Source organism: Tindallia texcoconensis (genome assembly GCF_055383815.1).
Genome location: NZ_AP042431.1, coordinates 826,725 through 851,160, shown reverse-complemented (window position 1 = coordinate 851,160; position 24,436 = coordinate 826,725). Strand labels below are relative to the sequence as shown.

The window sequence follows — 24,436 nt, the reverse complement described above, 5'->3', positions numbered from 1 at the left end:
TGTGGTACAATTGTTTAATGTGAAAATGACTATATTGGAAGGGGGAAGACAGGTTGAAGAAAATGTTCCGCGGTGCCAGTTTCTATATCATCATTTTTATTGTGTTGCTGATACTGGTACAGCAATTTGTGCAACCACCGCAGGAATCCGTTGAGATACCGTTTTCAGAGCTATACCAAGAACTGATCAATGGAAACGTGGAAGAGATCAATATTGTCGACAGGTCGGTAGATGGAACTTTGAAACGAAACGGTGAATCTGTCAGTTTCGAATCTTTTTTACCGGTTGTTTTCAGTGACGAGAGACTAACGGCGATTTTAGAAAGTAACATGGTTGACATAGGGGCTGAAGTTAAGGGTGAACCGCCGCCGTCAACGCCTTGGTTTATTCAATTATTGCCTTCGGTGTTTATGATTCTGATTTTTGTGGTTCTCTGGTTTGTCTTTATGCAACAATCTCAGGGTGGCGGAAACAAAGTAATGTCTTTTGGGAAAAGCAAAGCCAAACTCCATAAAGAAGACGAAAAAAGCAAGATTAACTTTGACGATGTTGCCGGGTTGGATGAAGAAAAAGAGGAATTAGAGGAATTGGTAGATTTTCTAAAGAATCCTCGCAAGTTTGTAGAGCTAGGTGCTCGAATACCAAAAGGGATTTTGATGGTGGGGCCGCCAGGGACAGGGAAGACCTTCCTGACAAAAGCCGTGGCAGGAGAAGCTGGAGTTCCTTTCTACAGCATTAGTGGTTCTGACTTTGTGGAAATGTTTGTAGGAGTAGGTGCATCTCGGGTGAGAGATCTTTTTGATCAGGCCAAGAAAAGCGCACCCTGTATTATTTTTATCGATGAGATTGATGCTGTTGGACGCCGTCGTGGAGCTGGTTTAGGTGGCGGGCATGATGAACGAGAGCAAACCCTTAATCAACTGCTGGTAGAGATGGATGGTTTTGGAATTAACGAAGGCGTTATTGTGGTGGCTGCTACCAATAGAGCGGATATTCTGGATCCAGCCTTGCTAAGACCAGGACGATTTGACCGCCAAGTAGCCGTAGGCCTTCCTGATTTAAGAGGGCGGGAAGCGATCTTGAAAATACATGCCCGCGGAAAACCCATTGACGAATCTGTTGAACTGCAGGTATTGGCAAGAAGAACTCCAGGTTTTACCCCTGCGGACATTGAGAACCTCATGAACGAAGCAGCCTTATTAACTGCTAGAAAAAGCCAGAAAAAAATCATGATGGATACCATTGAAGAGGCTATTACAAAAGTGGTGGCTGGAATGGAGAAAAAAAGCCGAGTGATTAGTGAAAAAGAAAGAATCCTAACGGCCTTTCATGAGGCGGGTCATGCATTGGTGGCTTCTATGCTTCCGAATACGGATCCAGTACATCAAATTAGTATTATTCCTAGGGGAAGAGCAGGTGGCTTTACCATGATTCTTCCTAAGGAAGATAAATACTATGCAACGAAGACGGAAATGGAAGAACATATTATTCATTTATTAGGTGGAAGAGTAGCGGAGAAATTAGTGCTGTCGGACATTAGTACTGGGGCTCAAAATGATTTGCAGAGAGTCACGGCGATTGCAAGAGGCATGGTTACAAAATATGGAATGAGTGAGAAGTTAGGCCCTATGACCTTTGGAAGCGATGAAGACGAAGTGTTCCTTGGCAGAGATATGACATCACGAAGAAACTACTCCGAGGAAGTGGCTGCACAGATAGACGATGAAATCCGTCGTATTGTAGATGAAGCGTATCATCGTACAGAGATGTTGTTAAAAGAGAATATGGAAAAACTACACTCTATTTCAAATGCGTTATTAAAGTTAGAAACGCTAAATGCAGATGAATACAAACGAATTTTTGAGGGAGATATCATTGTAGAAAAAGAAGATGATATTGACACAGTAAAAAATAAAATTTCATCTGTCCAGTTGAAAGAAATCGACTCCGAAGTAGGAGAAGAAAGCAATGCTGATGAAAAACCAGAATCAGATGAGGCTCAAAACATTAAAAAAGAGCTGGAACAAAATCCTGAAACCCTAGAGAAAGAAAGCTTAAAAGAAGGATACCAGCCAGCACAAAGTGAGAAAATAGAGTCGGAAAACTAGAAGTGGAGGTAGCCTTGCAGTTAAATATGCTGCAAGGCTATTTTACATATGGATGCCAATATAGTCAGAAAAATGAAATCAGAGACAGTGAATTCTGCGTAAAGCCAATACATAATAAGTTTGATTACTTCAAATTAATTAGAAAAAAAGAAAGATTTCCAATCAGCCCAAGGAAATCGGTTGCACCAAGCTAAAAAAGGATGTAGAATAAGATTGGCAGTTTTCTCTTCACTTGTGAAATGAAATGCAAGCAAACTGCCGAAACGATGGATAGCGGTTTCGTTGTTCATCAGAAAGTAGCGAGAACTATAGAGATAACAGAGCTGAATGAGGGAAACGAATGAACAAGGGAGGAAAAAAGATGGCTGGAACAGAAAAAATGGAGCAATTGAAAGATGCCCAGAAAGAATGGACTGAAAAAACAGATGAATCAGTCCAGAAAAGGCCCGAAAGAAAAGACTCGTTTGTGACAGGTTCGAACCATGAAGTGGAGAGGCTATACACCCCTTTGAATCTGGAGGGTATGGATTATGAGGAATCCTTAGGCTTTCCAGGAGAGTATCCATATACCCGAGGGGTACAACCTACCATGTATCGAGGGCGATTTTGGACGATGCGTCAGTATGCTGGTTTTGCAACAGCAGAAGAATCCAACCAACGGTACAAGTATTTGTTGGACCAAGGCCAGACAGGGTTGTCTGTAGCCTTTGATTTACCAACACAAATTGGATACGACTCCGACCACGCGCTGTCAGAAGGTGAAGTTGGAAAAGTGGGAGTAGCCATTGACTCCTTAAAAGACATGGAGATTCTATTTGATGGAATTCCACTTGATCAAGTCAGCACCTCTATGACCATAAATGCTCCAGCTTCAGTTTTGTTAGCCATGTATATTGCAGTAGCAGAGAAGCAAGGAGTATCTCCTGATAAACTTACAGGAACGATTCAAAATGATATTCTCAAGGAATATATTGCGCGTGGTACCTATATTTTTCCAGTAGAACCTTCAATGCGTTTAATAACCAATATTTTTGAATACTGTTCTGAGGAAACACCGAAATGGAATACCATTAGTATTTCTGGCTACCATATCAGAGAAGCTGGATCTTCGGCTATCCAAGAAGTGGCCTTTACACTGGCTGATGGAATAGCTTATGTAGATGCGGCCATTGAAGCAGGCTTAGAAGTCGATAAATTCGCTCCAAGGTTATCCTTTTTCTTTAATGCGCACAATGATTTGCTGGAAGAAGTAGCTAAATTCAGAGCGGCTAGAAGAATATGGGCTAAAATTATGAAAGAAAAGTTTGGGGCAAAAAACCCTAAATCCATGCAACTGAAATTCCATACACAGACAGGTGGATCTACGTTAACAGCTCAACAGCCAGACAACAATATCGTTCGGGTGGCAATTCAAACTTTAGCAGCTGTTCTTGGCGGTACTCAGTCTCTACACACTAACTCTAAAGATGAAGCCATGGCATTACCAACAGAAGACTCTGTTCGGGTGGCCCTTAGAACTCAGCAGATCGTAGCTCATGAAAGTGGCGTAGCGGAGACCGTTGACCCCTTGGCAGGATCATACTATGTAGAAAGTTTGACCAATGAAATAGAAGAACAGGCCATGGAATATATCGAAAGAATCATTGATATGGGTGGAGCTCCAGCAGCCATAGAAAAAGGGTATATTCAGAAAGAAATTATGGACAGTGCCTATGAGTATCAAAAACAGATTGAAAGCGATGAGCGGATCGTAGTGGGAGTTAATAAGTTCCAAATCAAGGAAGAACCACCACAGGGATTACTACGAGTAGATCCATCTGTTGGAGAACTCCAAGTCAATAAAATCAATAAATTAAAAGAAGAGAGAGATAATCAGCAAGTAGAAGAAAAACTAGCAACCTTAAAAAAAGCTGCTGAAACAGATCAAAACTTGATGCCTCTCATTCTAGATGCCGTTAAGGCTTATGCAACCCTGGGCGAAATCTGCGGTGCTCTCAGGGAAGTTTTTGGTGAATACCAGCAGAGTGTTGTGCTGTAAAATCTGAAAACCATTTAAGGAGGAACTATTATGGATCGACCCATTAGAGTATTAGTTGCAAAGCCGGGTTTAGATGGACATGATCGGGGTGCGAAAGTAATAGCCCGTGCTTTAAGGGATGCGGGAATGGAAGTTATTTACACTGGCTTGAGATTGACGCCAGATCAGATTGTTCAGGCCGCTTTGCAGGAAGACGTGGACGTGGTGGCTTTGAGTATTCTGTCAGGAGCACATGGCCATTTATTGCCCAAAGTGGTGAATAAATTGAAGGAAGAAGGCATCTATGACGAGGTGTTAGTATTGGGCGGAGGCGTGATTCCAGAAGACGATATTCCTGAGTTAAAGAAAGCGGGAGTAGCAGAAATCTTTACACCTGGAACGCCGACAGGGATAACAATTGATTTTATTAAAAACAATCTAAAAAGAAGCCTTTAATTTAGAGTAAATAAACGATATAATGGCAATTGATGTTTCATACTTAAAGATAGGCTGAAAGGAGGTGTTCCCATGGAACTTGGCAAAAGACTGTTGGAAGGAGACAAGCGAGCGGCTGCTCGTTTGATAAGTATGATTGAAAATGATGATCCAGAAGCAGTTGCCACCCTTTCGGCCTATTATTCACATACAGGAAATGCAAGGGTGATTGGTATTACAGGCCCACCTGGAGCTGGAAAAAGCACCTTGGTAGATAAATTGGCCAAGGAGCTTCGAAAAAAGAATGCAAAGGTAGGGGTATTAGCAGTGGATCCAACCAGCCCATTTTCAGGAGGATCTATCCTAGGAGATCGAATTAGGATGTCGGATTTAAACCTTGATCCAGGGGTGTTTATTCGAAGTATGGGTACGAGAGGGCATTTAGGTGGTCTTTCTAAGTCAACACTGGGAGCTGTTAAAATCCTAGACATACTGGGGATGGACTACATACTCATTGAAACAGTGGGTGTTGGCCAGTCGGAGGTAGACATCGTTAAAGCTGCGGATACGGTTTTAATGGTAATGGTACCAGGCTTGGGCGACGATATACAGGCGCTGAAAGCCGGCATCATGGAAATTGGGGATGTTTTTGTGATTAATAAATCGGATAGAGATGGTGCAGATCGAACAAAGACAGAAATTGAAATGATGTTAGACTTTAATCATAGTGATTGGCGTCCGCCAGTATCTCAGGCAGTAGCCGTAAAAAACACTGGAATTCAAGAAGTAACAGAGAATCTCGATAAACACTGGACATATATGGAAGATAGTGGCCAATTAATTGAAAAAAGAGTTTATAACAGCGAATTAGAAATAATTGATTTGACCCAAACGGCTATTTTGAAAAAAATGATGAGAAACGATGATAATCGAAACCGAATCAGAGAATTGGCTAAAAAAGTGGCTATTCGTGAAAGAGATCCATATAGCATCAGTAAAACCGTTCTAAGAGAAATGATTATTGGTGAAGAAGGAGGCGTAGAAGGATGAAAACGTTAAAAGTGGATCATATTGGAATAGCAGTTAAAAATTTGGATGAAACATTGAAGTTTTATGAGGAAGTGCTGGGCATGGAATGTACCGGCAAAGAAGAAGTGGATGAACAAAAGGTTCGGGTAGCTTTTCTTCCCGTCGGGGATTCAGAGGTTGAACTTCTGGAATCAACCGATCCGGAAGGGCCCATTGCCAAATATATTGATAAAAAGGGGGAAGGAATTCAACACATTGCGTTTCGTGTCGACAACATCGAACAGGCCATCGAAACCATGAAGGATAAAGGGATACGCATGATTGACGAGAAACCCCGTTACGGCGCAGGCGGAGCAAAAATCGCATTTTGCCATCCCAAGAGCACGGGCGGTGTCCTGGTAGAATTGAGTGAGCGTAAGGACGATTAATCTATTAATTGTTTCAAGTTCATCGAATGAAAAGTAGGAGGGTAAAGGATGACGGTAAATAAACTAGAAGAAATGCAGCAAAGCAAAGCGAAAATCCAACAGGGCGGTGGCGAGAAAAAAATCGCTAGTCAACATGAAAAAGGGAAATTAACCGCTCGAGAAAGACTCAATCTTCTTTTTGATGAAAATTCTTTTGTCGAATTAGATGCGTTTGTTAAGCATCGGTGTGTGAATTTCGGTATGGAAAAAGTGGAAGCTCCTGGTGAAGGCGTTGTGATCGGTTACGGACAGGTAGACGGCCGATTGGTGTACGCATATGCTCAAGACTTTACGGTGGTAGGTGGATCCTTGGGGGAAATGCATGCCAAGAAAATATGCAAAGCTCAAGATATGGCCTTGAAAATGGGAGCACCTATTGTTGGACTCAACGACTCTGGTGGCGCTAGAATTCAAGAGGGTGTTGATGCTTTATCTGGGTATGGTCACATCTTTTTCCGGAACACGATTTCATCTGGCGTGATTCCTCAAATTACCGCCATTATGGGTCCTTGCGCAGGTGGTGCAGTATACTCCCCGGCCTTAACAGACTTTGTCTTCATGGTGGATAAGACGAGTCAAATGTTTATCACAGGACCACAGGTTATCAAAACCGTAACAGGAGAAGAAGTAACTGCTGAAGCGCTGGGTGGTGCAATGACACATAATAGAACCAGTGGAGTGGCTCATTTTAAATCTGCCAATGACGAAGCATGCATTCAGGAAATTCGTCGCCTTTTAAGCTTTCTGCCATCGAACAATCAAGAAACTGCACCAGTGTTTCAAACATCGGATGATCTAAATCGAATCATACCGGAATTAGATACCATGGTACCAGAGAATCCTAATAAGCCATATGATATGAAAGACATTATCAAGGCTATTGCAGATGAAGGTGACTTTTTAGAAGTAGGACAGTATTATGCTACTAATATGATTACAGGATATGTTCGAATCAACGGTCAATCCGTTGGCATTATTGCAAATCAACCTAAAGTACTGGCTGGATGCTTAGATATAAACGCATCTGATAAAGCTGGAAGATTTATTCGAACCTGCGACTGCTATAATGTACCAATTCTTAACTTAGTGGATGTACCTGGATTCTTACCAGGAACAAGCCAGGAGTACGGCGGTATTATTCGACATGGAGCTAAAATGCTTTATGCATATAGTGAAGCAACAGTACCCAAAATCACTCTGATTGTCCGAAAAGCCTATGGAGGTGCCTATATCGGTATGTGCAACAAAGAACTAGGTGCTGATATGGTATTAGCGTGGCCTTCAGCAGAGATTGCTGTTATGGGACCTGAGGGTGCGGCTAATATCATTTTCCGAAAGGAAATTAGCGAGTCAGATAATCCGGCAGAAACCAGAACGGCGTTGATTGACAATTACAAGAGTGAGTTTGCCACTCCTTACAAAGCAGCAGAACGGGGTTATGTGGACGATGTGATTGAACCTTCAGCCACGCGGCCTCGGTTAATTGATGCACTCAACATGCTAGCAAGCAAACGGGAAACCAGACCTCCTAAAAAACATGGAAACCTGCCCGTATAATCAATCAGGACCGATAAAGGAGGAAAAAACGAGGTGAAATCATCATGACTTTATTGGAAAGATTAAGTGTTGCGTCTCATGAAATGACGTTGGCTGAGCGATTTTATGCAAGCATACAGGTAGCGATTATGGGAATTGGAATTGTTTTTGCGGCACTGTTTATGCTGTTTTTAATTATAAAAGTCTTGGAAAAAGTAGTAGCTCAATCAGATGCTGGTTCAGCGAAAACAAAAACAGAAGAAATAGAAAAGCCTGCACCTACAGTAGCAGAAACCCAAGAATCCCAAGCAAGTGAAAAAGACTCCGAAGAAGATCAGGAGCAGCTGGTGGCGGTGATCACCGCAGCGATTGCGGCGAGTCTTCATACATCAACCCACAGCATTGTAGTTCGAAACATTGTAAGAACAAGTGATACTGCTCCAGCATGGAATCGTCTGGGCAGAATCCAACAAATAAATCGGCAATTGCATTAAAAATTTTAATCGAAGGATGAAGGAGGAACCTTACTCATGAAAAAGTTTAATATTACCGTTAATGGTGTTTCTTATGAAGTGGATGTAGAGGAACTAAAAGCAGGAGCAGCCCCTGCAGCACCTGCACCGGCTGCCGCACCTGCAGCCGCCGCTGCCCCAAAAGCCGCTGCTCCAGCTCCTAAAAAAGAAGCAGCCGCTCCAGCGGCGGCAGCTCCAGCAGGTGGAGAAACTGTAGAATCTCCAATGCCTGGGAATGTATGGAAAGTATTAGTTAAAGAGGGACAAGCAGTAAAAGACGGCGAAACCCTAATTATTCTAGAAGCAATGAAAATGGAAAATGAAATTCCGGCACCATGTGATGGCACAGTCGCTTCTGTACATGTAAAAGAAGGCGATGCAGTCAATGGCGGAGACATTCTTGTTAGTATTAAATAAACGGGAATGAAGAAACCATTGATACGAAAGGAGATGCACACATGGTAACCTTATTGACAAGCTTCTGGCAGACCACCGGATTCGCCAATATTACCTGGCAGGAAATGGTTATGCTGACAGTTGCTGGAATTTTGTTGTACTTGGCCATTGGGAAATCTTTTGAGCCATTATTACTAGTCCCTATTGCATTTGGGATGTTATTAACAAATCTTCCGATGTCCGGAGTTATGGAAATTGGAGAAACCGTTCTTAGGGCCATTAGCCCCCAAGCCGCTGGGGATACAGCCCGTATGCTGGCAGAGCCAACGGCTGATATGCTGCGGGAAGGTATACCCGTAGAATATTATACTAAGACTCCAGGAGGCCTAATCAACTACTTCTATAGAGGGAATCAATTAGGCATCTTTCCGCCACTTATCTTTATGGGTGTTGGTGCGATGACGGATTTCGGTCCACTAATTGCGAATCCACGTAGTATCTTTTTAGGCGCCGCAGCTCAATTTGGGATCTTCTTTACCTTTACAGGTGCATTACTACTAGGATTTACAGCTCAGGAAGCTTCGGCGATTGGTATTATTGGAGGGGCCGATGGGCCAACGGCTATTCTGGTGACTGCCATGATGGCCAGCCATTTATTGGGACCCATTGCAGTGGCAGCTTATTCTTACATGGCACTGGTGCCTATTATTCAGCCACCTATCATGTATGCACTGACGACGAAGGAAGAACGAAGGATTAAGATGAAACAGCTTCGAAATGTAAGCAAGAAAGAAAAAATTCTTTTTCCAATCTTGGTAACCGTAGCCGTATCATTATTGTTACCGGCAGCCACACCTTTGGTGGGAATGTTGATGTTTGGAAATCTACTTAAGGAATCTACCGTTACAGATAGATTGTCTAAGACAGCTCAGAATGAACTGATTAATATCGTTACCATTCTTCTGGGTGTTAGTGTTGGAGCGTCTGCTGTGGCAGAACAATTCTTGCGATTTGAAACCATCCAGATTATTGTATTGGGAGTAGTTGCCTTTGCAGTAGGAACAGCTACAGGGGTGCTTTTGGCAAAAGTGATGAACAAAGCTATGGGAGGCAATGCCCTAAATCCATTGATTGGATCCGCAGGGGTATCTGCAGTGCCTATGGCTGCCAGGGTATCACAGGCCGTTGGTCAAAAAGAACTTCCCAGCAACTTTTTGCTTATGCATGCCATGGGTCCAAATGTGGCAGGCGTTATAGGATCAGCCGTTGCGGCCGGTGTTCTTTTATCTCTGTTTTAAAAGATTTTTTAAAACCCTCGCACGTTAAACTGCGGGGGTTTTGAAATGATAAAACAAAAAGGAGCATAAGGCATGATAAAAGAAAAAATTCTTGAATGGCTGATGCACCATGATGGAAATTGTGTTTCTGGACAAAACATAAGTGAAAAACTAGGGATATCAAGAACGGCGGTTTGGAAGCATATCAAAAGCCTCCAAGAACAAGGATATCCGATACAGAGCATTGATAGAAAAGGATATTTACTTGCTTCAGGACAGTCTTTTCTGCTAGCAGGGGAAGTGAAGAAACAGTTGAAGACAAAGGTGATAGGAGGCAATGTTACAGTGCTTCCCTCTGTCACTTCTACCAATTTGCATGCCAAAGAGATGCAGGATCAACTTTCTCATGGGGATGTGATCCTTTCAGAAGAACAAACAAAAGGAAAAGGAAGAATGGGTAAGCCGTGGTCTTCCCCGCGAGGAGATGGACTATGGGTGACGGTTTTTTTAAAACCAAGTTTTGCCATGGAAAAAGCCGCTTTTATTACTCAATTGGCTGCGGCAGCCATGTGGCAAGCTGTTTATAAGCATACAGATATAAGGGCTGAAATAAAGTGGCCTAATGATCTTTTAATCAACGGAAAAAAAATATGCGGCATTCTAACGGAACTATCAGGAGAAATTAATCAAATTGAGTATATGCTGGTGGGAATTGGCCTTAATGTCAATACCGTTGATTTTCCAGATGATTTGAAAGAAACGGCTACATCCCTATATTTGGAAACAGAAACTCCACGGGATCGTACAAAATTACTAGTGGATTTTCTACAGAGTTTTGAAGCCTTTTATACAGACATGGAAAAAGAGGATGCTTCTCAGCAAGCCCTGCAGATCATCCGCCAACACTCCTCGGTATTGGGAAAGTCTATTCGTGTGATTCGCGGTAGTCATCAAGTGAATGCCACAGGAATACAAATACTTGAAAATGGAAATTTAGAAATAGAGCAGGAAAATGGCCGCCGCGAAATCCTTACTGGTGGCGAAATATCTGTCAGGAATCTGGAATAGAGAACGAGAACTTGATTGACCTCTGAAATGCATCAGTTGTCAAAATTAAAGGAAGCTGTTAAAATAGACTATGGTGGATAGAAGAATAATATTATAACGGATGGTGAATATATGCTGCTGGTATTTGATGTGGGGAACTCTAATATTGTGTTGGGAATGTTTAAGGAAGATAAGTTGGCCTACTCTTGGAGGATTTCAACGGATCAAGCAAAGAGTTCTGATGAATATGTGATTTTGATTAACCAATTGCTTCATTATTATGATCTAAAGCCAGAGAGCGTTAGTGACGTCATCGTATCATCTGTGGTGCCTGACATTACGTATACACTGGAATTAGCCATTCGTAAACTTTTTCATTTGTATCCACTTTCTATGGACTCAGGAACTAAAACAGGGATGGAGATTCAATATGACAACCCGAAACAAGTGGGAGCAGATCGAATTGTCAATGCAGTAGCGGCTTTTGAAAAATATGGGGGACCTCTTATTGTAGTAGATTTTGGTACAGCCACTACTTTTTGTGCTATCTCACCAACGGGAGCATATTTGGGCGGCACTATTTCTCCCGGGATAAAAATATCCAGTGATGCCCTTTTTCAAAAAGCAGCAAAATTACCACGGATTGACTTAGTGAAGCCAGGAAGAGTGATATGTCATAATACTGTAACGAGTATGCAGGCAGGCATCCTATATGGATATGTGGGACTGGTAGAATATATTATTGACAAAATGAAAAATGAACTCAAAGATGGTGATGAAGACATCAGAGTAGTTGCCACAGGAGGTTTGTCTACGTTGATTGCTAGCGAAACGACTGCTATTGATATCATCGATAAAACTATTACGTTGGATGGGTTAAAGATCATTTATGAAAGAAACAAAGAAGGAAGAACACGAGAATCGATTCAAAGTGAAGAAATGCTCCCAGAAAAAAACATTCAGTTGGAAGTATAATGGTATGAAAATTGCATTATATTCATCAGTGTAAAATGGAATAACTATATTAAAGGGGGATTATCATGAGAGAAGTTGTTATTGCAAGTGCAGTTAGAACTGCTATTGGGTCCTATGGTGGAACCTTAAAGGACGTATCCGCGGTGGAACTGGGAGCTTTAGCCATTAAAGAAGCTGTGAAAAGAGCTGGTATTCAACCAGAACAAGTTCAAGAAGTATACATGGGATGCATTCTTCAAGCAGGAGCTGGCCAGGGAGTAGCACGCCAGTCATCCATTAATGCAGGAATTCCAGTAGAAGTGCCAGCTACAACCATTAACATGTTGTGTGGTTCTGGTCTGCGTACGGTATCTATGGCAGCTCAAACCATTATCGCTGGAGACAATGATATCGTGGTAGCTGGTGGTACTGAAAATATGAGTCAAGCACCATATTTACTGCCAAAAGCTCGTTGGGGTGTTCGTATGGGTCATGATAAAATCATTGACTCTATGATTTCAGACGCCTTAACAGATGCTTTTAACCAATACCACATGGGTGTTACAGCTGAGAACTTAGCTGAAAAATATCATATTAGTCGAGAAGAACAAGACGAATTTGCAACGGCCAGTCAAAACAAGGCAGAAAAAGCAATGGCAGAAGGAAAGTTTAAAGATGAAATTGTACCAGTGGAGATTCCTCAACGAAAGGGAGATCCAATTGTTTTCGATCAAGATGAATTTCCTAAAGCTGGGATCACAGCAGAAAAACTAGGGAAGTTGAAGCCAGCCTTTAAAAAAGATGGGTCTGTAACAGCGGCTAATGCATCTGGAATTAATGATGGAGCGGCAGCTATCGTAGTCATGTCCAAAGAAAAGGCTGAAGAACTTGGTATAAAACCTTTAGCAACAATCGTGGGATATGGAAATGCAGGTGTAGATCCAGCGATTATGGGAATCGGTCCTGTAGCGGCTACACAGAAGGCGCTTGAGAAGGCAGGCGTTTCTGTGGGTGATATAGACTTGATAGAAGCAAACGAAGCCTTTGCGGCACAAGCGTTATCCGTCGGAAAAGAGCTGAAGTGGGACGCAGAAAAAGTGAATGTAAACGGTGGAGCTATTGCTCTGGGTCATCCAGTAGGAGCCAGTGGAGCAAGAATTTTAGTTACCTTACTTCATGAAATGGAAAAACAAAATGCCCAGCATGGCCTTGCAACTCTGTGCATTGGTGGTGGAATGGGTACTGCTTTGGTTGTTAAACGATAAGAGGCAGGTATAAAGAATAGATTTCATAGAGTAAGCCCGGCCTCTTTTTTTAGAGCCGGGCTTTTTTCTAAATATCTACAACACAAGTAAATATATTCTAAGAAAGGAGGAAATCCTATGACAAGTATCTCAGAAGAAACAATCCGATCCCTTGACAAAGAGGATAACCTGCTCTCTATGTATCAAACTATTTTTGACATTATCTATAATTTGATTGTAGTGGTAGACCAGCATGGCTTTGTAAGGATGATAAATCAAAGGTATTGTGATTTTCTAAAAATAGAAAAAGAAGAAGCCATAGGCGTTCATGTTACAAAAGTCATTGAAAATACACGTATGCATATTGTTGTTAAAACTGGAAAAGAGGAAATTGGAGATGTGCAAGAAATAATGGGCAATAAAATGATTGCGGACAGATTTCCGATTTTTCAAGATAAGGCTATCGTCGGGGCAGTAGGGACGGTTATTTTCAAAGATCTGGCTGAATTGGGCATGTATGTAAAAAGAGTCAATAATATGGAAAAAGAGATTGATTTTTTCAAGAAAGAATTGAAAAAGGCCTTAGGAACCGACGATACTTTTGATAGAATTATTGGTAGCAGTGAAGAAATTCAAAAGTCCCTAAGCCTTGCAAAAAGGGTTTCTGATACAAAATCAAATGTTCTAATCCTTGGAGAAAGTGGAACTGGAAAAGGATTGTTTGCCAATGCTATTCATAATGCTAGTGCACGTGCTGAGTATCCCTTGATTAAAGTAAATTGTGCCGCGATTCCACCAGACTTATTGGAATCGGAACTATTTGGATATGAGAGTGGCGCCTTTACAGGGGCTCAAAAAGGTGGAAAACCAGGGAAATTTGAATTAGCTCACAAAAGCACGATTTTTCTGGATGAAATCGGTGATATGCCACTTAATATGCAGGTTAAACTATTGAAAGTCATTCAAGAAAAAGAGATAGAACGTATTGGAGGTGTTAAAAGCAAGAAGATAGATATTCGTATCCTTGCAGCCACCAATCAAGATCTGGAAGAAATGGTGCAGAAGAAAACCTTCAGAGAAGACTTATATTACAGGTTAAATGTGATTAAAATTGTGGTACCGCCCTTGCGGAGTAGAAAAACGGATATCCCTCTGTTGGTCGATGTCATCATCAAAAAATTATCCAAGGAAATGGACAAATTTGTTACAGAAATATCTCCAGCTGCTATGGAGTGTCTGCAAGAGCATCATTGGCCTGGGAATATCAGAGAATTGGAAAATGTGTTGGAAAGAGCTTTTAATCTCTTAGACAAAGAAGCTAAGATTGAAATCAAACATCTTCCGCCGGCATTGATGCAAAAAGGTAAAAATAGCTTTGTGAATAAGGCCTATACGTTAAAGCAGATTATTGAAGAGGTGGAAAAAAACGCTATTGAAAAACACTTGAAAGAAACATTGGGAAATAAATATCAAGCTTCTAAGCGTTTAGGCATCAGTAGAACCAGTTTATATGAAAAAATTCAACGCTATGGCATTGAGATGTAAAGATTTTGAACACTGTACAAAAAATAGACATAGAGCGTGCAAATTGATTGTGAAAGTTGGACCAAGGGAATAGAGAAGGGTCAAGAAACTAAAAATTAAGAATTGTCTATTTATTCCAAAGGAATGTTCATAAAATGTACAACTACATAAAAAAGCCTCTAATTGTCTATTTGTTATACATATAACAAATAGACAATTAGAGGCTTTTTTATGTTTTGAAGAATCGGTTGTCAAGCAAGGAATAAGAGGGGTAGCATCTTTGTTCTGAAAGAATTAATAAAAAATACCTGATAAAAAGAGAAGGTCCTTTTCAAAGAATTATTGAAAGAAAAAGAGTTTGTGCTTCATGTTGGCATGTGAGTTGCAATAATAGATAAGGAATAAAAAACATAAAGGGGGAATTAAAATGGCACCAAGATTTTTGTCGGCAAAAGAAGCGGTCGCTTTGATTGACTCAAATAGTACCGTAGTAACCGGAGGTTTTGTAGGCAATGCAGTTCCTGAAGAATTGGAGATTGCTTTGGAAGAACGATTCATGGAATACGGAGAACCTGAAAATCTGACTGTGGCTTACTGTGCTGGTCAAGGAGATGGAAAAGACAAAGGCATAAACCATTTTGGCCATGAAGGACTTCTTAAACGGGTTGTAGGTGGACATTGGGGCTTGGCTCCGAAAGTTCAGAAATTAGCATTGGAAAACAAAATAGAAGGATATACCTTTCCTCAAGGGGTAATGGCTCATCTCTTCAGAGACATTGCTGCAGGTAAACCGGGTACCATTACGCATGTAGGCCTAAAAACCTTTGTGGATCCACGCATTGAGGGCGGAAAATTAAATGCCATTACCCAAGAGGATTTGGTAGAGATCATTGAAATTCGTGGGAAAGAATATTTGATGTATAAAGCATTTCCTATCGATTTTGCATTGTTGAGGGGAACCTATGCAGATGAAAATGGAAATGTAAGCATGGAAAAAGAAGCAGGGTCCCTGGAAGTACTCTCTATTGCACAAGCATGCAAAAATTCTGGAGGCAAAGTCATCGTGCAGGTAGAAAAAGTGGTGAAAGCCGGGACGCTGAATCCATGGATGGTAAAGATACCAGGCATATATGTGGATACCATAGTAGAAGTAGAAGATATGGCCAACCATATGCAAACCTTTGCAGAGGCTTATAATCCAAGTTACTCAGGGACCATACAGGTGCCAGTGAACAAGATGAAGCCAATGAACTTGGATGAACGAAAAATTATTGCCAGAAGGGCTATGATGGAACTGGTGCCACAGGCTGTTGTTAATTTGGGAATAGGTATGCCAGAAGGGGTTGCAAATGTGGCTAATGAAGAGGGGATCGGGGATCAGATGGTACTAACAGTTGAGCCTGGTCCAATTGGAGGAGTACCTGCCGGTGGATTGAGCTTTGGAGCTGCCACGAATCCAATGGCTATCATTGATCAACCGAATCAATTTGATTTTTATGATGGAGGTGGATTAGATGTTGCATTTTTAGGATTGGCACAATGCGATGAAAAAGGGAATATCAATGTGAGCAAATTTGGCCCTAAAATTACCGGACCTGGAGGATTTATTAATATCACACAAAATGCTAAGAAAGTGGTCTTCTGCGGTACTTTTACGGCTGGTGGACTCAAAGAAGAAACCCTGGATGGAAATCTTAAGATTGTTCAGGAAGGAAAATTCAAAAAATTTCTTCCTGATGTAGAGCAAATTACGTTTAGTGGGATATATGCGACTGAAACCAATCAGTCTGTGCTTTATGTGACAGAACGTGCTGTGTTTGAGTTGAAACAAGGAGAGTTAGTCTTAACAGAAATAGCTCCTGGAATGGATTTGCAAAAGGACATATTGGACCAAATGGATTTCCAGCCAAAAATCGATACAAATCTTAAAACCATGGATAAGCGAATTTTTAACCATGAAAAAATGAACTTCACCTTTGATGAGTCATAGTTGGAAAGAATTCTTATTGAAGGGAAAGATGAAAAGGAGGTAGCGAAATGATTGGAATTATTATTGGATTGGCATTACTAATGTTTTTAGCATACAAAGGAATGTCTATTATCTGGGTGGCACCGGTTTGCGCAGGCCTAGTGGCGCTTACAGGAGGCTTGGACTTGGTAGAAGCCTATCGAGAAGCATACATGGGTGGGTTTGTTGGATTTGCAAAGTCATGGTTCCCTGTATTCATGCTTGGTGCCATTTTTGGAAAGGTCATGGATGATTCTGGTGCAGCCCGCTCGGTTGCTCAGTGGATTACATCTAAAATAGGGACCAATAAAGCCATATTTGCTGTGGTCATGGGTTGCGCTGTGTTAACCTATGGTGGCGTCTCTTTGTTTGTGGTCGTGTTTGCGATGTACCCATTGGCATTAGCATTGTTTAGAGAAGCTAACATTTCACGTAAAATGATTCCTGGAACCATTGCACTAGGTTCTTTTACCTTTACCATGACAGCCTTGCCAGGAACGCCACAAATTCAAAATCTTATTCCAATGGAATACTATGGAACAACCCCTATGGCTGCACCGATTATGGGGATGGCAGGAGCGGCAGTTATGCTGGGAGTAGGAATGCTTTGGCTTATTAGAAGCGAGAAAAAACTAAGGGAAGCTGGAGACTTATTTACCGAACCGAAAGAAAAGCTTCAGGATAGCAATGGAGAAGACTTACCCGGTCCTATTCTTTCTTTAGTACCTTTGTTAACAGTAGTTGTTATTCTCAATGTATTTCCGATCTTATTTAATAGAGACATTGATATTATCGTGGCATTATTAGCAGGGATTCTTGTGGGGATAGCCTTAAACTTTAACCGCTTACCAGAAAAAGTAGCAACGGTGAATGCTGGTGCATCTGGATCTGTATTGGCCATCATTAATACCAGTGCAGCTGTTGGGTTTGGAGCGGTAGTTCGAGCGGTTCCAGGCTTTGAAACATTGACAGACTTAGTATTGGGAATTCCAGGCAATCCATTGATTTCACAAGCGGTATCCGTAAACATATTGGCGGGTGCCACTGGTTCGGCTTCTGGTGGTATGGGAATCGCTTTGGCAGCACTAGGGGATCGGTACATGGAATTAGCATTGACTACAGGCATTGATCCAGCAGCCTTTCACAGAGTAGCCTCCCTATCAAGTGGTGGATTAGATACGCTGCCTCACAATGGTGCCGTATTAACATTGTTAGCGGTATGTGCCATGACTCATAAAGACTCTTATAAGGATATTTTTATGGTAGGAACTGCTATACCAGTTTTGGCGGTTATTGTTGCCATCCTGCTTGCAAGCATCGGTCTAGTATAATTCATCCTTGAGGCTAGGCAGGTCTATAGATTCTTTGAAGAAAGGTGGTAGTCTATGAAAATTCAAAAAGTAGCTATTGTTGGTGCTGGAGTCATGGGGGCAGGAATTGCTGAAATAATTGCTAAAGCAGGGTATTATGTCATTATGAAAGACATGGAAGCATCTTTGGCCATCAAGGGTGTGGAAAATATAAGTAAAAGTTTAGAAAAATCAGTGATCAAAGGATGGTTGACGTCAGAAGAAAAAGATTCTATTATGAATAGAATTCAAGGAACCAGTGAAAATCAAATGCTGATAGATTGCCAGCTTGTGATTGAAGCAGCTTCAGAAAAAATGTCTATCAAGAAAAAAATATTTCAAGAGTTGGACGAAGTTTGTCATCCAGACACAATTTTGGCTAGCAATACATCTTCTCTCTCCATTACAGAGCTGGGAAGTAGCACCAATAGGCCAGAAAAAGTCGTAGGAATGCATTTTTTTAATCCAGTTAGAGTAATGAAGTTGGTAGAAGTCATTAAAGGAATTAAAACAGACGATGCCACAAGGGATCTTGTGATGGAAATGACGGAAGTACTAAATAAAACAGCCGTAGAAGTCAAAGAATCTCCTGGGTTTTTGGTAAATAGGATATTGGTAACGATGGTTAATGAAGCTGTTGGTGTTTTAGGAGATGGAGTAGCGTCGGCTGAAGATATTGATACAGCAATGAAATTAGGAGCCAATCATCCGATAGGGCCTTTGGCATTGGCGGATCTCATCGGGAATGATATATGCTTGCATATAATGGAAGTTTTATATGAAGAGTATGGAGACTCCAAGTATCGACCACATCCATTGTTGCGAAAAATGGTGAGGGGAAATTTGCTAGGACGTAAAACAAGAAAAGGATTCTTTGAGTATGAATAGTCAGAAGCAATGGTAAAGGATAGGCGTGGGTACTGTGATAACACAATTAGACAAAGGAGGAATTAAGGATGAGATTAAAAGGTAAAATAGCAGTCATTACAGGTGCGGCAAGAGGAATTGGAAAAGCAACGGCGTTGAAATTTGGGGAAGAAGGAGCAATGGTGGCTGTTTGTGATATTTCAATGGAAAGTATGGGGGAGGTAATAAAAGAGCTCAAAGAAATAAACGTGGATGCTATGGCTTTTGAAGTGGACGTTACGGATCGTGAAGCTGTTGAAAAAATGATGAAAGACATTAAAGCAGAAAAAGGATCTCTGGATGTTGTAGTGAATAATGCGGGTATCACAGCGGATAGCAGACTGGTAAAAATGGAAGAAGCAGATTTTGATAAAGTGATTGATGTAAACCTAAAAGGTGTTTTCAATTGTGGACAGGCTGCTGCTAAAATCATGTCTGACCAAGGAGGAGGAGTCATTTTAAATGCATCTTCTGTAGTTGGTGTATATGGAAATTTTGGCCAAACCAATTATGCAGCAACGAAGTGGGGTGTCATTGGGATGACCAAAACGTGGGCTAAGGAGTTAGGGAAAAAAGGTATAAGAGTTAATGCAGTAGCTCCAGGGTTTATTCTAACACCCATGGTGGAAAAAATGCCGGAAAACGTTTTGGATATGATGAAGGACAAATCCCCTATGAATAGACTGGGAACATCAGAAGATATTGCCAATGCCTATGCATTCCTAGCATCAGACGAAGCTGGTTTTGTAACTGGTGCTGTACTAAGTGTGGACGGTGGCGTTGTTCTTTAAAGAATCGCTATAAAAGGAATAGTGAAAAGCTGGTGACATTGAAAACTGGTGACACCAGCTCTTTTTATCTGGCCATCTTGCTTGATTAGGGATGTTGAAGTACAATATTACTCTCGGCTAAAAAGTGATTCTCTAAAATTTTTTACATAAGAAAGGTGATGGATATGGGCTATGAAACAAGCTTAGGGGAAAACCAGAAAATTCTTCAATCCTTTATAGAGGTAGCACCATACATGAGCAGTTTAACTGTCAATGATGTGGCGATTGCCATTTGTGACCGAGAAAAATACATTGCTTTTTATCCTGGTAAAGCCATTTCTTTTCCTGTAAAATCAGGTGATAAGTTAAAAAAGGAAACGGCTGTATATCGATGTATGGAAAAGGGACAGCCTGTTTCAGAAAGAATGGGTAAAGAATTATTCGGATTCCCCTATATCGGGATAGCAACTCCTTTGTTCCACGAGTCAAAAATAGTGGGTGGCATTGTTTTTCTGCAATCTACTGAGCATGAAGAGAGACTGCTAGAAATGGCAGAAACCATAAGTCGAGGGATTGGAAAACTTAAAGCTTCTTCGGAAAATGTAGTGAAGGAAGCAGAACGGTTATCAGGAACTGGAGAAGCACTGGAAATCATGTCCAAAGAGGCGTTGAGTTATGCAGATACAACGGAAGAAATTACGTCAGTCATTAAAAGAATCTCCAGTCAATCCAATTTATTAGGACTGAATGCATCAATAGAAGCAGCTCGGTCAGGACAAATTGGGAAAGGCTTTGCTGTAGTTGCAGAAGAAATACGAAAACTGGCCGTCTCTTCCAATGAGTCCATCGTCAACATTGAGAAAATCCTTAAAGATATTAAAGAGATCAACGAAAAAATCGCAAGGGGCATTAGCGATGTAAAAAAAATAGCACTAGAACAAGCTCAGTCAAATCATCAAGTGGATGAGGCTGTGGGTTCATTGACAGATATTATCGAGCAATTAAAGTATGAAGCGAAACAATGGTAATCCTAGTGAGGATAGTAAAGTGAGGAAATGAACATTGAAAACATTAAAAATAGGGAAGGTAATACTCCCAGAACCAGTAATCCTGGCCCCTATGGCAGGCATAACAGATCTAGCTTTTCGCACGGTGTGTAAGTCGATGGGCTGTGGCATGACTATGACGGAAATGATTAGTGGGAAAGGATTGTTTTATGGCGATAAAAAAACAGCTGAATTACTTAAAATTGACCCGACAGAAAAACCAGTAGGGATCCAGATTTTTGGTTCTGACCCAGAAATTATGGCGTGGGCAGCGAAACATCTGAATCATCAACCTCATGATGTACTAGATATTAATATGGGATGCCCGACTCCTAAAATAGTAAAAAATGGAGATGGATCTGCTTTGATGAAAAACCCTGAACTGGCAGGTCGCATCATCAGAGCCGTGGTGGAGGCTTCCCAGAAACCAGTAACCGTTAAAATAAGAAAAGGATGGGATGAATCTTGGATCAATGCTGTTGAAATAGCAAAAATAGCCGAAGAAAACGGAGTCAAGGCCATAACCGTTCATGGTCGTACAAGAGAACAGTTTTATGCTGGAAAAGCAGATTGGTCTATTATCCGTCAAGTAAAACAAGCGGTTCGTATTCCAGTTGTAGGGAATGGGGATATCTTTAGCCCTCTAGATGCTGTAGAGATGATGGAAAAAACAGGTTGCGATGGCGTGATGGTTGCTCGAGGGGTTCGTGGAAAGCCTTGGATTTTCAGAGGGATCAATCATTTGCTAGAGGGAACCCATCCTACGGAGAAGATAAATACCCATGAAATAAAGCGGATATTCCAAAAACATTTGAAACTGGCGATAGACCATAAAGGTGAATTTATTGCAACAAAAGAAATGAGGAAACATGCGGCTTGGTATACAAAAGGGTTTACGGGTTCAGCCAAATTGCGGTCACAAATGAATCATGCAGAATCGGCAGAAGAAATGATTTCTTTGATGGAGAGATGCCTACGCTAAAACAACACTTTTGTACTGCGTTGACAAGGACTTGACAATCTGCAGGGGCTGAATTATAATTACTTGGATAAAGTATGGAAAGAAACACTGATCATGGTCAGTGTTTCTTGTTATATAGAGAATTCAAAATGTGTTACGATATTAAACAGAATGATCTAAGGATATTTGAAAGAGAGGCGAATAATAGATGATGAATAATAAAGAAATGGTATTAACACCCAAAGGGAAAGAAAAAATTGAAAACGAAATAGAACAATTAAAAACAGTTCGACGAAAAGAAATTGCAGCCCGTATCAAACAAGCTATTGCATTTGGTGATCTTAGTGAGAACTCGGAATATGATGAGGCGAAAAATGAGCAAGCACAAGTGGAAGAAAGAATTATCAAACTGGAAAACATATTGAAAAAATCAGTTATTATCGATGAGGATGATATCAAGACCGATTTGGTGAGTGTAGGGTCAAAAGTCCATGTAAAAGAAGAAGGTCATGACGAAGTGATGGAATATACAATTGTAGGATCTGCCGAAGCCGACCCTTACGAGGCCAAGATTTCCAATGAGTCTCCAGTGGGACGAGCACTGCTTGGCAAAAAAGTGGGAGAAAAAGCAGAAATTCAAATTCCAGACGGAGTGACCCATTATGAGGTCATCAAAATTGAGAAATCTGATGCATAGAGACGGCTAAAGCGACCATAAAGGAGGACGGTGTTGGAATGAACAATACAGGAGAAGAACAAAATATAAACGAATTAAGAAAAATTCGTCACGAGAAACTTAAGAATTTAAAAGAAAACGGGAAAAACCCTTTTGTGGTGGAACGAGTAGAAGTAAGCCATTACAGCCATGAGGTGAAGGATAACTTCGAAGAACTGGAAAATGAGACAGTAATAATAGCAGGTAGAATTATGACAAGGCGAGAACATGGGAAAGCAACCTTTATTAACCTTCAAGATAAAGAAGGACAGGTTCAGGTATATGTTCGTCAAGACCGTATTGGCCATGAATCCTATGAAGACTTTCAACACTATGATATCGGGGATATCATAGAAGTGAACGGAATTGTCTTTCAAACGAAACGAGGAGAAATATCTATTAAGGCCGATGCAGTCAAGCTATTGACAAAATCATTACAAATTTTGCCTGAAAAATGGCATGGCCTTAAAGATACGGATATTCGATATAGACAAAGATATGTGGATTTAATCGTAAATCCAGAAGTTAAATCCGTTTTTAAAACCAGGAGCAATACCATTAAAGCCATACGAGAGTATTTGGATCAACGGGATTACCTAGAAGTGGAAACCCCTATTCTGGATACACTGGCTGGCGGAGCAAATGCGAAACCCTTTATTACCCACCATAATGCCCTTGGGATTGATATGTACCTTCGGATCGCCACAGAATTACATCTTAAGCGTTTAATTGTAGGTGGCTTTGATCGGGTATATGAAATTGGCCGTATTTTCAGGAATGAAGGCATGTCTATCAAACATAATCCTGAATTTACTTCTATAGAGCTCTACCAAGCCTACGCAGATTATAAGGACATAATGGAACTGACGGAAAACCTAGTAGCCTACGCAATGGAAAAGGCTATTGGAACCACTAAGGTAACGTATCAAGGGGTTGAGATAGATTTCCAACCACCATGGATACGAATGACCATGGAAGAATCATGCAAAGAGTACGCACAAATTGATTTTTCCAGTATCCATACAGACGAAGACGCGAGAAATTTAGGGAAAAAACTAGGGTTGGAAATAACGAAAAACATGACCAAAGGCCATGTAATCAGTGAAGTTTTTGAAGCCTATGTCGAAAAACACTTAATTCAACCAGTGTTCATTACAAATCATCCAGTAGAAGTTTCACCACTAGCCAAGAGAAACCCTGAAGAGCCCACTATGACCAATCGATTCGAAGCATTCGTTAATACATGGGAAATCGCCAATGCCTTTTCGGAGTTAAATGATCCAGTGGATCAAAGAGAGCGCTTCATGGAACAAGTAAAAGAAAAAGAAACAGGAAACGAAGAAGCACATCCTTTAGACGAAGACTTTTTAAACGCACTAGAAATAGGTTTGCCGCCAACTGGGGGCATGGGATTAGGGATTGATCGGCTAGTCATGTTGATGACAAACTCTCCTTCTATAAGAGACGTCATCCTGTTTCCGACTATGAAGCCACAAGATCCAGGAAAGAAAGAATAGGACAAACAGCGACTTTGAGTCGCTGTTTTTTTATGTCTAAGGAAATAGCATGCGCATTTAACTTGTGGATTATTTTGTGACTTTGACTTTGCTTTTCCTTTCCAACTAACCAACTTTCCAACTAACAAGACGCGAAGCGTCTTTTTTATGGATTCTAAAGAGTCTCTTTATTGGATATAGATGAAAATAAAATGTTTAATCCTATGGAACTTGGGTAATTTATAGACTAGGACAAAGATTAGGAAATCCTAGATTAATCCGACAATAATTTCTTATGATAATAAGTGTTGACATCGTTCTTTATGGGTGGTATTATTATCAAGTCGCCAAATTGCGGCAAGAAAAAATTCGACATCCTTTAAAATAGACAACAAAAACATTTAAAAAGATGTTGACAAACAAAAGTAAAAATGGTAAGATAATCAAGTCGTCAAATTACGGCGGCAGCGAAATTCAACATCCCTTAAAAGTAGTTTTGAAGACATAAAAAACTTTAAAAAAGATGTTGACAGACAAAGAAAAAAATGATAAGATGATCTAGTCGCCTCGAAAGAGCGACAACGGAAAAGCTCCTTGAAAACTGAACAGCAGAAAAGAACGAAACCACACGTCAAAGAC

Annotated in this window: 21 protein-coding genes; all 21 read left to right on the top strand. The window is 40.9% G+C overall.

Annotated elements, in window-relative coordinates; all coding sequences use genetic code 11:
• Nucleotides 1-53 precede the first annotated feature (53 nt).
• The 21 genes from ftsH to lysS all read left to right on the top strand — a co-directional run bounded on the left by ftsH (nucleotide 54) and on the right by lysS (nucleotide 23,818).
• Complete coding sequence (ftsH, locus tag ACZ47N_RS04070; protein ID WP_464887857.1) at nucleotides 54-2,108, top strand: ATP-dependent zinc metalloprotease FtsH; 2,055 nt, start codon at nucleotides 54-56, stop codon at nucleotides 2,106-2,108.
• A gap of 361 nt (nucleotides 2,109-2,469) precedes the next feature.
• On the top strand, nucleotides 2,470-4,146 hold the full coding sequence (locus ACZ47N_RS04065) for an acyl-CoA mutase large subunit family protein (RefSeq protein WP_464887856.1): 1,677 nt from the start codon (nucleotides 2,470-2,472) through the stop codon (nucleotides 4,144-4,146).
• Nucleotides 4,147-4,176: 30 nt separating this feature from the next.
• Nucleotides 4,177-4,581: a cobalamin B12-binding domain-containing protein gene (locus ACZ47N_RS04060; protein WP_464887855.1), complete on the top strand. Its 405-nt coding sequence runs from the start codon at nucleotides 4,177-4,179 to the stop codon at nucleotides 4,579-4,581.
• A 72-nt stretch (nucleotides 4,582-4,653) separates the two neighbouring features.
• Nucleotides 4,654-5,610 carry a methylmalonyl Co-A mutase-associated GTPase MeaB gene (meaB, locus tag ACZ47N_RS04055; RefSeq protein WP_464887854.1) on the top strand — a complete coding sequence of 319 codons (957 nt, stop codon included), beginning with the start codon at nucleotides 4,654-4,656 and terminating at the stop codon, nucleotides 5,608-5,610.
• Nucleotides 5,607-6,017, top strand: coding sequence for a methylmalonyl-CoA epimerase (gene mce, locus ACZ47N_RS04050; RefSeq protein ID WP_464887853.1), 411 nt, complete (start codon nucleotides 5,607-5,609; stop codon nucleotides 6,015-6,017). The genes meaB and mce overlap by 4 nt, the downstream gene beginning before the upstream one ends.
• A 48-nt stretch (nucleotides 6,018-6,065) precedes the next feature.
• On the top strand, nucleotides 6,066-7,613 hold the full coding sequence (locus ACZ47N_RS04045) for an acyl-CoA carboxylase subunit beta (RefSeq protein ID WP_464887852.1): 1,548 nt from the start codon (nucleotides 6,066-6,068) through the stop codon (nucleotides 7,611-7,613).
• A gap of 44 nt (nucleotides 7,614-7,657) precedes the next feature.
• On the top strand, nucleotides 7,658-8,086 hold the full coding sequence (locus ACZ47N_RS04040; RefSeq protein WP_464887851.1) for an OadG family protein: 429 nt from the start codon (nucleotides 7,658-7,660) through the stop codon (nucleotides 8,084-8,086).
• A gap of 36 nt (nucleotides 8,087-8,122) precedes the next feature.
• On the top strand, nucleotides 8,123-8,521 hold the full coding sequence (locus ACZ47N_RS04035; protein ID WP_464887850.1) for a biotin/lipoyl-containing protein: 399 nt from the start codon (nucleotides 8,123-8,125) through the stop codon (nucleotides 8,519-8,521).
• Between the two features lie 41 nt (nucleotides 8,522-8,562).
• Complete coding sequence (locus tag ACZ47N_RS04030) at nucleotides 8,563-9,798, top strand: sodium ion-translocating decarboxylase subunit beta (RefSeq protein ID WP_464887849.1); 1,236 nt, start codon at nucleotides 8,563-8,565, stop codon at nucleotides 9,796-9,798.
• Nucleotides 9,799-9,870: 72 nt separating this feature from the next.
• Complete coding sequence (locus tag ACZ47N_RS04025; protein ID WP_464887848.1) at nucleotides 9,871-10,845, top strand: biotin--[acetyl-CoA-carboxylase] ligase; 975 nt, start codon at nucleotides 9,871-9,873, stop codon at nucleotides 10,843-10,845.
• Between the two features lie 111 nt (nucleotides 10,846-10,956).
• The gene (locus ACZ47N_RS04020; RefSeq protein WP_464887847.1) at nucleotides 10,957-11,799 is read left to right on the top strand and encodes a type III pantothenate kinase; all 843 of its coding nucleotides are present in this window, start codon (nucleotides 10,957-10,959) and stop codon (nucleotides 11,797-11,799) included.
• A 65-nt stretch (nucleotides 11,800-11,864) separates the two neighbouring features.
• Nucleotides 11,865-13,043, top strand: a complete 1,179-nt coding sequence (locus ACZ47N_RS04015) for an acetyl-CoA C-acetyltransferase (RefSeq protein WP_464887846.1) — start codon at nucleotides 11,865-11,867, stop codon at nucleotides 13,041-13,043.
• A 117-nt stretch (nucleotides 13,044-13,160) separates the two neighbouring features.
• Nucleotides 13,161-14,567 carry a sigma-54 interaction domain-containing protein gene (locus ACZ47N_RS04010; protein WP_464887845.1) on the top strand — a complete coding sequence of 469 codons (1,407 nt, stop codon included), beginning with the start codon at nucleotides 13,161-13,163 and terminating at the stop codon, nucleotides 14,565-14,567.
• Between the two features lie 406 nt (nucleotides 14,568-14,973).
• A complete protein-coding gene (locus tag ACZ47N_RS04005) occupies nucleotides 14,974-16,536 on the top strand; it encodes an acyl CoA:acetate/3-ketoacid CoA transferase (protein WP_464887844.1) in 1,563 nt (520 codons plus the stop codon).
• Between the two features lie 47 nt (nucleotides 16,537-16,583).
• Nucleotides 16,584-17,885 carry a GntP family permease gene (locus ACZ47N_RS04000; protein ID WP_464887843.1) on the top strand — a complete coding sequence of 434 codons (1,302 nt, stop codon included), beginning with the start codon at nucleotides 16,584-16,586 and terminating at the stop codon, nucleotides 17,883-17,885.
• A 54-nt stretch (nucleotides 17,886-17,939) separates the two neighbouring features.
• Nucleotides 17,940-18,791, top strand: a complete 852-nt coding sequence (locus ACZ47N_RS03995) for a 3-hydroxybutyryl-CoA dehydrogenase (protein WP_464887842.1) — start codon at nucleotides 17,940-17,942, stop codon at nucleotides 18,789-18,791.
• Nucleotides 18,792-18,859: 68 nt separating this feature from the next.
• On the top strand, nucleotides 18,860-19,600 hold the full coding sequence (fabG, locus tag ACZ47N_RS03990; protein ID WP_464887841.1) for a 3-oxoacyl-[acyl-carrier-protein] reductase: 741 nt from the start codon (nucleotides 18,860-18,862) through the stop codon (nucleotides 19,598-19,600).
• Nucleotides 19,601-19,764: 164 nt separating this feature from the next.
• Nucleotides 19,765-20,607 (top strand): methyl-accepting chemotaxis protein, encoded by an 843-nt coding sequence (locus ACZ47N_RS03985; protein ID WP_464887840.1) that lies wholly within the window; start codon nucleotides 19,765-19,767, stop codon nucleotides 20,605-20,607.
• A 91-nt stretch (nucleotides 20,608-20,698) separates the two neighbouring features.
• The gene (dusB, locus tag ACZ47N_RS03980; protein ID WP_464888408.1) at nucleotides 20,699-21,607 is read left to right on the top strand and encodes a tRNA dihydrouridine synthase DusB; all 909 of its coding nucleotides are present in this window, start codon (nucleotides 20,699-20,701) and stop codon (nucleotides 21,605-21,607) included.
• A gap of 187 nt (nucleotides 21,608-21,794) precedes the next feature.
• Nucleotides 21,795-22,283, top strand: a complete 489-nt coding sequence (greA, locus tag ACZ47N_RS03975) for a transcription elongation factor GreA (protein ID WP_464887839.1) — start codon at nucleotides 21,795-21,797, stop codon at nucleotides 22,281-22,283.
• A gap of 38 nt (nucleotides 22,284-22,321) precedes the next feature.
• Complete coding sequence (lysS, locus tag ACZ47N_RS03970) at nucleotides 22,322-23,818, top strand: lysine--tRNA ligase (protein WP_464887838.1); 1,497 nt, start codon at nucleotides 22,322-22,324, stop codon at nucleotides 23,816-23,818.
• Nucleotides 23,819-24,436 lie beyond the last annotated feature (618 nt).